This window comes from Alteromonas sp. PRIM-21, assembly GCF_027563165.1.
Lineage (GTDB): Bacteria > Pseudomonadota > Gammaproteobacteria > Enterobacterales > Alteromonadaceae > Alteromonas > Alteromonas macleodii_A.
In genome coordinates, this window is sequence record NZ_JADOEK010000005.1 from 93,873 (window position 1) to 106,478 (window position 12,606).

8 protein-coding genes and 8 tRNA genes are annotated in these 12,606 nt (G+C 43.6%); 4 read left to right on the forward strand and 12 right to left on the reverse strand.

The genetic code is table 11. From position 1 onward, the window contains the following. Positions 1–244: 244 nt before the first annotated feature. The 12 genes from lon to IW644_RS09505 form a co-directional block, all read right to left on the reverse strand. Positions 245–2,596, reverse strand: coding sequence for an endopeptidase La (gene lon / locus IW644_RS09450; RefSeq protein WP_179984033.1), 2,352 nt, complete (start codon positions 2,594–2,596; stop codon positions 245–247). 335 nt (positions 2,597–2,931) lie between these two features. Continuing rightward, the gene (gene clpX / locus IW644_RS09455; protein ID WP_269917387.1) at positions 2,932–4,206 is read right to left on the reverse strand and encodes an ATP-dependent protease ATP-binding subunit ClpX; all 1,275 of its coding nucleotides are present in this window, start codon (positions 4,204–4,206) and stop codon (positions 2,932–2,934) included. A gap of 75 nt (positions 4,207–4,281) precedes the next feature. Then, positions 4,282–4,911 carry an ATP-dependent Clp endopeptidase proteolytic subunit ClpP gene (gene clpP / locus IW644_RS09460; RefSeq protein WP_118493312.1) on the reverse strand — a complete coding sequence of 210 codons (630 nt, stop codon included), beginning with the start codon at positions 4,909–4,911 and terminating at the stop codon, positions 4,282–4,284. 98 nt (positions 4,912–5,009) lie between these two features. Beyond that, a complete protein-coding gene (gene tig / locus IW644_RS09465) occupies positions 5,010–6,314 on the reverse strand; it encodes a trigger factor (RefSeq protein ID WP_118493310.1) in 1,305 nt (434 codons plus the stop codon). A 360-nt stretch (positions 6,315–6,674) separates the two neighbouring features. Then, positions 6,675–6,751, reverse strand: a tRNA-Pro gene (locus IW644_RS09470). A gap of 42 nt (positions 6,752–6,793) precedes the next feature. Then, positions 6,794–6,878 (reverse strand) — tRNA-Leu (locus IW644_RS09475). A gap of 6 nt (positions 6,879–6,884) precedes the next feature. Next, positions 6,885–6,960 (reverse strand) — tRNA-His (locus tag IW644_RS09480). A 167-nt stretch (positions 6,961–7,127) separates the two neighbouring features. Further along, positions 7,128–7,204, reverse strand: a tRNA-Pro gene (locus IW644_RS09485). Positions 7,205–7,246: 42 nt separating this feature from the next. After that, positions 7,247–7,331: transfer RNA gene (locus IW644_RS09490), tRNA-Leu, on the reverse strand. A gap of 6 nt (positions 7,332–7,337) precedes the next feature. Further along, a tRNA-His gene (locus tag IW644_RS09495) sits at positions 7,338–7,413 on the reverse strand. 87 nt (positions 7,414–7,500) lie between these two features. Beyond that, positions 7,501–7,577, reverse strand: a tRNA-Arg gene (locus IW644_RS09500). 25 nt (positions 7,578–7,602) lie between these two features. Then, a tRNA-Pro gene (locus IW644_RS09505) sits at positions 7,603–7,679 on the reverse strand. A 495-nt stretch (positions 7,680–8,174) separates the two neighbouring features. Here IW644_RS09505 and folD point away from each other — a divergent pair. The 4 genes from folD to IW644_RS09525 all read left to right on the forward strand — a co-directional run bounded on the left by folD (position 8,175) and on the right by IW644_RS09525 (position 12,584). After that, positions 8,175–9,029, forward strand: coding sequence for a bifunctional methylenetetrahydrofolate dehydrogenase/methenyltetrahydrofolate cyclohydrolase FolD (gene folD, locus IW644_RS09510; RefSeq protein WP_118493308.1), 855 nt, complete (start codon positions 8,175–8,177; stop codon positions 9,027–9,029). Between the two features lie 104 nt (positions 9,030–9,133). Next, positions 9,134–9,712 carry a DUF1415 domain-containing protein gene (locus IW644_RS09515; protein ID WP_269917388.1) on the forward strand — a complete coding sequence of 193 codons (579 nt, stop codon included), beginning with the start codon at positions 9,134–9,136 and terminating at the stop codon, positions 9,710–9,712. 249 nt (positions 9,713–9,961) lie between these two features. Next, entirely contained in the window at positions 9,962–10,681 is a 720-nt protein-coding gene (gene tsaA / locus IW644_RS09520; protein ID WP_269917389.1) for a tRNA (N6-threonylcarbamoyladenosine(37)-N6)-methyltransferase TrmO, read from the forward strand. 184 nt (positions 10,682–10,865) lie between these two features. Continuing rightward, a complete protein-coding gene (locus IW644_RS09525; RefSeq protein ID WP_269917390.1) occupies positions 10,866–12,584 on the forward strand; it encodes a proline--tRNA ligase in 1,719 nt (572 codons plus the stop codon). The last annotated feature ends 22 nt before the right edge of the window (positions 12,585–12,606 follow it).

The window sequence follows — 12,606 nt, forward strand, 5'->3', positions numbered from 1 at the left end:
TAACATCAAGCTTCAGTCACAAATAATTAACTTTTTAAATGAATCGCTGCAATCCCTTTTGTGGCAAGGCTTCAAGCGAATACCACTTAAAGGTAACACAACTTTTGCGACATGAAAGCCCTATTTTCAAAAAAATAAGCTTTTCTTTCGTCTAATGCACATAATTTAGTCAATTATTGCATTTTTATAGCAAAAACAAGGCTGCACGCCTTTAAAAATAAAGGTATACAGCCAAACGTGTAAGTTACTTTTTAACCACTTCGAAACTTTCAACAGGTTCCTGAAGCGCAATATCAAGAACATCATCAATCCATTTAACTGGGTGAATTGATAAATCTTTTTTCACATTGTCTGGAATTTCTTCCAAATCACGCTCGTTATCCTTTGGAATAACCACCGTTTTAATACCACCACGGTGTGCTGCAAGTAACTTTTCTTTTAGACCACCAATAGCAAGTACTTCACCGCGAAGCGTAATTTCACCCGTCATGGCAACATCACATTTCACAGGGTTACCTGTTAGTGAAGATACTAAAGCGGTACACATTGCAATACCGGCACTTGGTCCATCCTTCGGTGTTGCACCTTCAGGAACGTGCACATGAATATCACGCTTCTCATAAAAGTCATCATTAATGCGAAGCTTTTCAGCGCGGCTTCTCACCACTGTCATCGCTGCTTTGATTGACTCCTGCATAACATCGCCCAAAGAGCCTGTGGACGTCATTTTGCCTTTACCTGGAACCGATGTGGTTTCGATAGTTAGTAAGTCGCCACCAACTTGAGTCCAAGCTAAACCGGTAACTTGACCGATTTGATTGTCTTTATCGGCTTTACCGTAGTCAAAGCGCTGAACGCCAAGATAATCTTTAAGATTATCTTGAGTGACAATGACCTTGTCTTTGCTCTTAGTAAGTAAAATATCTTTAACCGCTTTACGGCATACCTTTGACACTTCACGCTCTAAGCTTCTAACACCCGCTTCGCGCGTGTAGTAACGAATCATGCCAATGACAGCAGAATCTGTAATCTCAAGCTCTTTCGCTTTAAGACCATTGCGCTCCATTTGCTTACCAATTAAGTGGTTCTTCGCAATATTAAGCTTTTCATCTTCGGTGTAGCCAGATAGGCGAATAACTTCCATACGGTCAAGCAGCGGACCTGGAATATTCATGCTGTTAGAGGTTGCGACGAACATCACGTCAGATAGATCGTAATCCACTTCTAAATAATGGTCGCTGAAGCTGTTGTTCTGCTCAGGATCTAGTACCTCTAGCAAGGCTGACGCAGGGTCACCTCGCATGTCTGATGACATCTTGTCGATTTCATCAAGTAGGAACAGCGGGTTTTTAACCCCTACTTTCGCCATTTTTTGTACGAGCTTACCTGGCAATGAACCAATGTAAGTACGACGGTGACCACGTATTTCGGCCTCGTCTCGCACGCCGCCTAGGGCCATACGTACATACTTACGTCCCGTCGCTTTTGCGATAGATTGGCCAAGCGAAGTTTTACCCACACCAGGAGGCCCAACAAGACATAGAATCGGGCCTTTAAGCTTCTTAACGCGCTGTTGAACCGCCAAGTACTCAAGAATACGTTCTTTTACTTTTTCAAGACCGTAGTGGTCTTCGTTAAGCACGCCTTCAGCCCGTGAAAGATCTTTCTTCACAGGCGAACGCTTATTCCACGGAACATTTGTAAGCCATTCAATGTAGCTTCGAAGCACAGTAGCTTCTGCTGACATCGGTGACATCATTTTAAGCTTTTGAAGTTCAGCTTTCGCTTTATCTTCAGCCTCTTTAGGCATTTTCGCGTCAGCTATTTTCTTAGAAAGAGCCTCGAACTCATCAGGCGCATCGTCTAGCTCACCCAATTCTTTTTGAATGGCTTTCATTTGCTCATTCAAATAATATTCGCGCTGGCTTTTTTCCATTTGCTTTTTAACGCGGGTGCGAATTTTCTTTTCCACCTGCAGCAAATCAATTTCGCCTTCCATCAGTGCCATCAAATATTCAAGGCGCTCATTAACACCCTGCATTTCTAGCACTTTTTGCTTCTCAGTAAGCTTAAGAGGCATGTGCGCAGCCATGGTATCTGCTAGGCGCGCCGCATCTTCAATCCCATTAAGTGAAGTCAGCACTTCTGGTGGGATTTTTTTATTCAGTTTCACATAGCCTTCAAACTGCGACACTGCAGAGCGAATCAAGACTTCTTGCTCACTCTCATCAATGCCTTCATCTTCTAACTTATCAACGTTAGCGACAAAGAAAGGGTCTGACTGTTTATAGCTTTCAATTTCACCACGTACGCTACCTTCTACAAGTACCTTTACAGTACCGTCAGGAAGCTTTAAAAGCTGCAGAATAGTAGCAATGGTACCTACAGTGTAAATATCGTCTGCTTCAGGCTCATCAACGCCCGCGTCTTTTTGTGCTACTAGAAAAATTTGTTTGTCATTATCCATTGCCGCTTCTAGGCAACGGATTGATTTCTCACGCCCAACAAATAGGGGTATGACCATATGCGGGTAAACAACCACGTCCCGCAAGGCAAGCACAGGAATTTCAATGCGATTTTCACGCTCAACTGTCATACTTGTTCTCAATTAGTTTGAAATGTCATTTTTATATGGGGATGCAAGAGCAAAGTTCAATCGAAACTTATTAAAGTGTGTTAATTCCTTAACCTTACCTTCCCTGCTCTGGGGCCTGTCGACCTTAATATAACCATTATCGATTTTGCACCGAATGGCAATACAAAACTAAAAATTCTAGTAGAAAGGATAGCTTTACCACTCTTACCCGCTTAAATATTAACCGTATCAGCGAATTAGTTATTGTCAGTTATCACAAGATTGCTTACGAACCATTATCTACCGATACATACAAAAAAAGGTCCCGCAGGACCTTTTTCATGACTAGCTAACGTCTATTCAGACGCCGCCTTTTTCTCATTACTGTCGTAAATCAAAATAGGCTTCGATTCACCACGAATAACCGTTTCGTCGATAACAACTTTGCTAACGTCTTCCATAGAAGGAAGGTCGTACATGGTATCTAGTAGAACGGCTTCTACAATTGAGCGAAGGCCACGAGCACCGGTTTTGCGCTCCATTGCTTTTTTCGCAATAGCATTTAACGCATCATCACGGAATTCAAGCTCTACATCTTCCATTGAGAACAATGCACCGTATTGTTTGGTGATTGCATTCTTAGGCTCGCGTAGAATTTGAATTAGTGCCTCTTCGTTTAACTCTTCAAGGCTGGTAACTACCGGAAGACGACCGATGAATTCTGGAATTAACCCGTATTTCACCAAGTCTTCAGGTTCAACCTGTTTAAACAGCTCGCTAATTTGCTTACTGTTGTCTTTCGACTTAACCGTTGCACCAAATCCAATACCTGTGTCTTTCTGTGCGCGCTGCTCGATAACCTTATCAAGGCCAGCAAATGCACCGCCACAGATAAACAGTATTTTAGAAGTATCAACTTGCAAGAACTCTTGCTGAGGATGCTTACGTCCACCTTGCGGAGGAACCGACGCAACCGTACCTTCAATCAACTTAAGAAGAGCTTGTTGAACACCTTCACCCGATACGTCACGGGTAATTGATGGATTGTCAGACTTACGAGAAATTTTGTCGATTTCATCAATGTAAACAATACCGCGCTGCGCTTTCTCAACGTCGTAATCACACTTCTGAAGTAGTTTTTGAATAATATTCTCAACATCTTCACCCACGTAGCCCGCTTCCGTTAGTGTGGTTGCGTCAGCCATTGTGAACGGCACGTCAAGTAAACGTGCAAGTGTTTCTGCTAATAGTGTTTTACCACTGCCTGTAGGGCCAATTAACAGAATGTTACTTTTGCCTAGTTCTACGCCTTCGTGAACATCACCATTGCGCAAACGCTTGTAGTGGTTATAAACCGCTACTGATAGCACCTTCTTCGCATGTTCTTGGCCGATAACATAATCGTCAAGATGAGCATGAATTTCAGTTGGTTTAGGTAAAGCGTCCTGCTTTTGCTTAGGCGCGATTTCCTTAATTTCTTCGCGAATGATATCGTTACATAACTCAACACACTCGTCGCAAATAAATACCGACGGGCCTGCTATTAACTTTCTTACTTCGTGTTGGCTTTTGCCACAAAACGAACAGTACAGTAGCTTGTTATCACCGTCACCGCTTTGCTTATCACTCATTACTTTTGCCTCTGCCTTACCCGAGCCGAAAACCAAATTCGTGCTATGCACTGGCTCGGGTCATCTATAACTATACTACTTAGTTCCGGCTACGTCAGATCGATTTGCTAAAACTTGGTCAACCAGGCCGTAATCTTTTGCCTCGGTTGCGCTTAAAAAGTTATCACGGTCTGTGTCGCGCGCGACTTTTTCATAGTCTTGACCAGTATGGTCTGCCATTAGGCGATTCAACTTCTCTTTAATAGACAGAATTTCTTTCGCATGTATTTCAAAATCAGATGCCTGACCTTGGAAACCACCAAGAGGTTGGTGAATCATTACGCGAGAGTTAGGTAGACAATAACGCTTACCTTTTGCTCCTGCAGATAGTAGAAATGCGCCCATGCTCGCAGCTTGGCCCATACACACTGTGCTCACGTCTGGCTTGATAAATCTCATTGTGTCATAGATTGCCATACCAGCAGTCACAGACCCGCCCGGCGAGTTGATGTATAGGAAAATATCTTTCTCTGGGTTTTCAGCTTCTAAGAACAACATTTGAGCAACGATGAGGTTGGCCATGTGATCTTCAACTTGTCCTACCAAGAAAATTACGTTTTCTTTTAAAAGACGAGAGTAAATGTCGTATGAGCGCTCACCTTTTGAGGTTTGCTCAACAACCATAGGAACAAGTGCATTCATTGGGTCAAACGGGGTATTAGTCATAGCTACCTTGATTATCTAGCGTTAAAAACAAAAATGCTCGGAAGGCTCCGAGCATTTAAGCAGTTGCTGACAAGTATTGTCAATCAGACAGTAAAAAATTACGCCTGTTTGTTCATAACCTCGTCAAAAGCTTTAGTTACTTCAGTAACTTTTGCTTGCTCAAGAACCCACTCAATCGCTTGTTCTTCTAGCGCAACGTTTTGCATTTGCTGCATAAGCTCTTGATTGTTGTTGTAGTAGTCAACAACTTCTTGTGGATCTTCATACGCAGAAGCTGCAGTTTCGATCATCTCGTTAACTTTAGCTTCGTCTGCTTTTAGTTCGTTTTCTTTGATTACTTCACCTAGAAGTAGACCAATAGATACGCGACGCTTAGCGTTGTCAGTAAACAGTTCTGCAGGTAGGTCTGGAAGATTCTGACCACCGCCTTGTTGGCTGAAACGTTGCTTCGCTTGCTCGCGTAGCGCGTTTACTTCTTGATCGATAAGCGCTTGAGGAATATCAATCTCGTTAGCTTCAACAAGCTTAGAAATTACGTCTTCTTTAACTTGTGCTTTAAGCGTTTGGTCTAGCTCACGCTGCATGTTCTTGCGAACTTCAGCTTTAAGTGCGTCAACGCCGCCTTCTTCAACACCGAATAGCTTAGCAAACTCTTCGTCAACTTTTGGAAGGTCTAGACCTTCTACTTTCTTAACTGTTGCTTGGAAAACTGCGTCTTTACCTTTTAGGTTTTCAGCATGGTAATCTTCTGGGAAAGTAACTTCGATAGTTACTTCTTCACCCGCTTTCGCGCCAACTAGTGGCTTCTCGAAACCTGGGATCATGCGGTCTTTGCCAAGTTCTAGAGCGAAATCTTCTGCTTTTCCGCCTTCGAACTCTTCACCGTCGATAGAACCAACGAAGTCGATGATAACTTTGTCGTCTTTCTTCGCTTTACGCTTAACTTCTTTCCAAGATGCGTGCTGCTTTTGAAGCGTTTCCATCATGTTATCAAGATCTTTATCAGTAATTTCTACTACTGGCTTTTCGATTTCGATATCGCTAACACCTTTCACTTCTACTTCTGGGTAAACTTCGAAAGATGCTACAAATTCTAGGTCCTGACCGTCTTCGTCTTTAGTCAGTTCAAACTTTGGCATACCAGCAGGCTGAATCTTTTCTTGAATGACTGCTTGGTAGAAGTTTTGCTGCATAACATCGCCAGCAACTTCTTGGCGAACTGCCTGGCCGAAACGCTTTTTGATTACGCTTACAGGAACTTTACCTGGACGGAAGCCGTTGATGCGTTGTGTTTTTGCCAACTGCTGTAGGCGTGACTTAACTGCTGAATCAACCGTGTCAGATGGAACGGTGATAGTAAGACGGCGTTCTAAACCCTGGGTCGTCTCGACTGAAACTTGCATTATGTTACCTCAACTATACGCCTCTACAGGCGTTTTGTTCTCAATCCCCTCTCCCGTCATGCATTAATTGCATATCACTCCGGGGTAGAAGGTCGTTATTCGACGTTTATAAAATCAAAGTTAGGACACAAAATCGTGCCACAAAGCCAACCTGAAACAAACGTACTGGTTAAAAAAAGACGCGGTAGTATACAGCCGCACACCACAAGAGTCGAGAGGGAAACACAAGTTTGTAACAACCAATTGAACGCATTTTAAACAAATTGCGAAACAAGTAAGAAAAATAGATTGAAAAACCACATTGACTAGCGATTTAAGACGCTATTTAGGAAAGATAGAAGAACAGGGAATAAGAGATAGTGGTCGGTGAGACAGGATTTGAACCTGCGACCCCTTGTACCCAAAACAAGTGCGCTACCAAGCTGCGCCACTCACCGATAGAAATGTATATATCCAAGCTTTAAGTAAGCTTAGAAATATGGTGCGGAAGGAGAGACTTGAACTCTCACGCCGTGAAGCACTGGAACCTAAATCCAGCGTGTCTACCAATTCCACCACTTCCGCAAGAAGTGGGGTGGACGATGGGACTTGAACCCACGACAACCGGAATCACAATCCGGGGCTCTACCAACTGAGCTACGCCCACCACAGTAATCCTGTATTTGTTTACGTGCGAACTGATAAACACATAAACATCTATCGAACTGTCAGGATCTTACTTTGCTGCTCGATAGTCTGATTTGACTTTAACCTTTAACGCTCTTGGAATTATTCGCTGAGCTGCGGGTTATTACTAAGTCAAATAAGCATAAATGGTCGGTGAGACAGGATTTGAACCTGCGACCCCTTGTACCCAAAACAAGTGCGCTACCAAGCTGCGCCACTCACCGACAGGAATGCTTAATTTAAGCTTTTAAAAAAGCTTGAAAATATGGTGCGGAAGGAGAGACTTGAACTCTCACGCCGTGAAGCACTGGAACCTAAATCCAGCGTGTCTACCAATTCCACCACTTCCGCTAAAAGTGGGGTGGACGATGGGACTTGAACCCACGACAACCGGAATCACAATCCGGGGCTCTACCAACTGAGCTACGCCCACCATAGGGTGTGTTGCAGTCTACATGCTTTATACTAGCAGTGTAGATGTAAAAATTCAGCCTTGCTGTCAGGACCTACCTGACTCGCATGGCGCGCCCGGCAGGATTCGAACCTGCGACCCACGGCTTAGAAGGCCGTTGCTCTATCCAGCTGAGCTACGGGCGCTTGGCGAATCTTCGCTGCAAAAAAGTGGTCGGTGAGACAGGATTTGAACCTGCGACCCCTTGTACCCAAAACAAGTGCGCTACCAAGCTGCGCCACTCACCGACTGTCGTACCGAACAAGATGCGTAAGCCTCTGTGCCGTTACGGGGTGCGAATATTACTGACATCCCCCCACCTCGTCAAACACTTTTTTAAATAAAATCACCAACCGCTCACAAAGCACTCATTATCATGTTTTTTTGTACAATTCTGTCCATATTCCACTACTTTTAGCACGCGTAGCAACCCGTAAACGGCTTTGCCATATTGCTATTGCAAGAAAAGTTATTTGTTCAACCTAGACCAGACAACCATGCTTAAAGGAAAGGGCTTTGTTTATTATCACGTAAACTACTTTTTGACTTTGTTGGTCTCTCGTTATTTCTTTTATGTTGAGCGGTTACTCAGTTACACACGCTATACGGTTAAGTTGAACTTATTTAAGGTTCGGTTACGACCAATAACTACTATCTAATAATTGCTAGAGTATTCCCCCTGTTTTATGAAACAATATAGGGCACTTGTTGACCACCCAACCATATAAGAATCGTACAAGACTATGACCGCCCATCTTATTGACGGCAAATTAATTGCCAAGCAAGTTCGCCAACACGTAACATCCTATGTTGAATCACTTACTCAGGCAGGTAAAAGACAGCCAGGTCTTGCCGTTGTCCTTGTAGGCAGTGATGCCGCTTCTCAAGTTTACGTTTCAAATAAGCGTAAAGCCTGTGAAGAAGTAGGCTTCGTTTCTCGCTCTTTCGATCTACCTTCCGACACTACGGAAGAAACCTTACTTAACTTAGTGGACGAGCTAAACGAAGATAAAGAGATAGACGGTATTTTGGTTCAACTTCCACTACCCGCCGGTCTCAACGCAGAGAAAGTGTTAGAGCGTATTCACCCGCATAAAGATGTCGATGGCTTCCACCCCTATAACATTGGTCGCCTTGCTCAACGCATTCCCGCTTTGCGACCTTGTACACCCAAGGGCATCATGACCATGATTGAGTCAACTAAACGCCCTGTTAAGGGTTTAGACGCGGTTATTGTCGGTGCGTCGAATATTGTGGGCCGCCCTATGAGTCTTGAATTATTGTTGGCCGGCTGTACTGTTACTACCTGCCACAAGTTTACTCAAGACCTTAAAAGCCACGTTCAGCGTGCAGATTTACTTGTTGTAGCTGTCGGTAAACCTAACTTTATACCTGGCGACTGGGTTAAGCCTGGGGCGATTGTGATCGATGTGGGCATTAACCGTCTTAATGATGGCTCATTAATAGGCGATGTTGATTTTGAAAAAGCCAAAGAGCGTGCAGGCTGGATAACACCTGTACCTGGCGGTGTTGGTCCTATGACAGTGGCAAGTTTAATAGAAAACACGCTTGAGGCGTACGTTAAGTTTCATTCTTAAAGCACTAAGGCTTAATTAAATTTTAAAGGCAGAAATTAAATTTCTGCCTTTTTGCTTTATACTCCCCTCTCTTTGAATACAGACCTAAATTGAAAAACTTCTCTATGGCAGAACCAATCTCTTCGTTGTGCGAACAACACGTAATTGATGCAACGCTTAAGTGGGTTGATGATATTGTGATAAAACACAATTTTTGCCCCTTTGCGCGCTATGTAAGAACGCCAAATCAAATTCGTTGTGAAGTAATAGCGGGAGATGCAGGGGACGTTATTCAATCTCTATACGACGAACTTCGCCATTTGGAAGAGAATGAGAGCACCGCTACCACACTAATTGCCCTGACAAATCCGAGCCTTGCTGATTTTGAAGAGTACCTTGATGTGCTAGCTATTGGCGATAATATGTTGCATGACTGGGGATACAGTGGCACCTATCAACTCGCGAGTTTTCACCCTGACTATGTTTTTGACGGTAGCGATTTTAACGATGCTGAAAACTACACGAATCGTTCCCCCTACCCGCTCTTGCATTTAATCCGCGAAGCTGACATTACTCGCTATATGAAGAAAGAAGAGGACGCGGAAAAGATATTCAGCCATAACATTGAAAAGGCGCAGGCACTTGGCTGCCCTTATTTTGAGAACGCATTAGAAGCAATAAAAAAAGATAAGCCTGCGCAGTAAAACACGAGCGTTTTAATTGCTTTGCTAAGTACACAAGTTTTATAAACTGATACCAGAAAAAGTTCTAGTGCGATAACTAAGCAGGCTAAAAATGTTGGATTACTCCAGGGAACCCAAATAAACATTTCATTCGTGAACCGAAAAAATACTTTATCTGGTTCAAGTTTTCACTTGCACTGTTACATTACCTGTTAAGTATGAGAGTAATATGACAGCAAAAATTATTTTTAATTAGGTTGAAGCAGACCCGTGACTACGCCAACTTCATTTAACGTATCGACAATTGCGAGTATCGCTACGCCTTTCAAGCAAAAGTTTGCCATCCCAAGGCAACCTAACTTAGCAAAAGCTCATGGGATAATTACGTTCGAAGAAGGGTTTAACGATATCCACATGCTAAAAGGGATAGAAAGTTATAGTCACCTGTGGCTACTTTTTATTTTTCATAAAAACATTGAGCGCGGTTGGAAAAATACAGTAAAGGCACCTCGGTTGGGCGGCAATGCCACTATGGGTGTTTTAGCCACTCGCAGTACACATCGGCCGAACAGTATTGGCATGTCTGTCGTGAAAAACAATGGGCTAGTTCACGATAAGGGTAAAGCGCACTTGCTAGTAGAAGGTGTAGATTTAGTAGATGGTACGCCGCTTATTGATATCAAACCTTACATCGGTTACGCAGATAGTGTTCAAAACGCAAGCGACAAGCTTGACGACATTAGCCCCATTCCCCAACGCCATGTGGAATTTTTAGATACGCTCAAGCCAACGCTTTCTGAGATAGACAAAAAGTACAGCGACTTTACCTCTTTAGTTAAGGCGGTACTGGCGCAAGACCCTCGCCCAGCGTATAAACAAAAACTAGATAGCGACGAGAAAACCTACCGCGTTACCCTATACGATGTTGATGTAGGCTTTAAGGTAAAAAATAGTGTGGTATGGGTAACTGAGCTCGTTCATTTAGGATAATTGCACTTTTAGTGTAAACAGTCTGTGGCGAAATGGCTCACAGTTAATTAGAATACCGCCAAACGTGTGATGCCCATTCTTTGTTTAAAGCATTTAGCAACAATTCCATAATGTGTAGAACTTATCGCAGAAGGCCAGCACACCCACAGTCATAAATACATTGAAAACAGGATACCTGCTTTACATGCGCACTAGTCAATATTTGCTTGCCACGCAGAAAGAAACACCTGCCGATGCAGAAGTTATCAGCCACCAGCTTATGCTGAGAGCTGGTATGATCAGAAAGCTTGCCTCAGGTCTTTACACGTGGCTGCCGTCAGGTCTTCGTGTACTTAATAAAGTAGCCAATATTGTTCGTGAAGAAATGAACAAAGCAGGCGCAATTGAAGTGCTTATGCCCGTTGTTCAGCCTGCTGATCTATGGGAAGAGTCAGGACGCTGGGAAGAATACGGCCCAGAACTGCTTCGCGTTAAAGACCGTCACCAGCGCGACTTTGTATTAGGCCCAACTCACGAAGAAGTGGTTACAGCCCTTGTACGCAATGAAATAAGCAGCTACAAGCAACTTCCACTAAACCTGTATCAAATCCAGACAAAATTCCGCGACGAAGTTCGCCCGCGTTTCGGCATTATGCGTGGTCGTGAGTTTACGATGAAAGATGCATATAGCTTTCACTTAGAAGAAAGCTGCCTGGAAGAGACTTACCAGAAAATGTATAACGCTTACTGCAACATTTTCTCTCGTATGGGTCTTGATTACAGAGCAGTAATAGCCGATTCAGGCTCAATTGGTGGTAATCATTCTCATGAGTTTCACGTGCTAGCTGACTCTGGTGAAGACGCCATTGCATTCTCATCAGGCAGCGACTACGCGGCTAACGTTGAAATGGCCGCCGCTGTGGCACCAGAAAAAGCACAAGCTACCGGTGCCTCTGTAGAAACGAAAGATGCAAAAGGCAAAGACTTCGAAAAAATACTTAAAAGTATCGATGCCGATATAACCAATGCTGTAAAAGTTGTTGTGGTAAAAGCGGCAAACGCAACAGATGACAAAGGCGAAGAAGTACAAGCAGACAACTGGGTTGCATTAGTGCTGCGCGCTGACCACGAATTAAATGATATTAAAGCAGAGAAAATTGAAGGTGTTGCTACCCCGCTGGTTGAAGCGTCATTCGACAAAGCGAAAGAAGTGCTTGGTGTAGTACCCTATTTTGCAGACGCAACTAACCTTCCAATCCCAGCTTACGTGGATGCAAGTGCTGTAGCGCTAGCAGATTTTACAACAGGCGCTGGCGCTGGCGGTAAAATGAACATCAACGTAAATTGGTCTGATGATATTACTGGTGTAGATATTCGCAATGTCGTCGCTGGCGATGCGGCTCCAGACGGTAAAGGCACGCTTGATATTAAGCGCGGTATCGAAGTGGGTCATATTTTCCAACTTGGCAGCAAGTATTCAGAAGCCATGAACTGCGGTGTGCTAAGTGAATCAGGTAAGCATCAAACGCTGACCATGGGCTGTTACGGCATTGGTGTATCGCGCATTGTTGCTGCTGCTATCGAGCAAAATCACGATAAATTCGGCATAAAGTGGCCAGATCCTATTGCGCCGTTTAAAATTGCATTAATACCAATGAATATGCATAAATCTCATCGTATAAAAGAAGCTGCAGAAACGCTATACGAAGAGCTTATTGCACTAGGCGTAGAAGTGTTATTTGATGACAGAAAAGAGCGCCCGGGTGTTATGTTCAATGATATGGAATTAATTGGCATACCTCACAGCATTGTTATTGGTGAAAGAAACCTGGATAATCAACAGGTTGAATATAAGAATAGACGTACTGGCGAGAAACAGTTATTAGACCTTAGCGCAGCAAAAGACTTTGTAGCCGCTCTCTAAAACCTGAACTTGCTCATTAGAT

Excerpts from the sequence above, each read along its gene's own strand:
- lon (WP_179984033.1), bottom strand. The coding sequence starts at position 2,596 with ATGACAGTTGAGCGTGAAAATCGCATTGAAATTCCTGTGCTTGCCTTG.
- clpX (WP_269917387.1), bottom strand. The coding sequence starts at position 4,206 with ATGAGTGATAAGCAAAGCGGTGACGGTGATAACAAGCTACTGTACTGT.
- clpP (WP_118493312.1), bottom strand. The coding sequence starts at position 4,911 with ATGACTAATACCCCGTTTGACCCAATGAATGCACTTGTTCCTATGGTT.
- tig (WP_118493310.1), bottom strand. The coding sequence starts at position 6,314 with ATGCAAGTTTCAGTCGAGACGACCCAGGGTTTAGAACGCCGTCTTACT.
- folD (WP_118493308.1), top strand. The coding sequence starts at position 8,175 with ATGACCGCCCATCTTATTGACGGCAAATTAATTGCCAAGCAAGTTCGC.
- IW644_RS09515 (WP_269917388.1), top strand. The coding sequence starts at position 9,134 with ATGGCAGAACCAATCTCTTCGTTGTGCGAACAACACGTAATTGATGCA.
- IW644_RS09525 (WP_269917390.1), top strand. The coding sequence starts at position 10,866 with ATGCGCACTAGTCAATATTTGCTTGCCACGCAGAAAGAAACACCTGCC.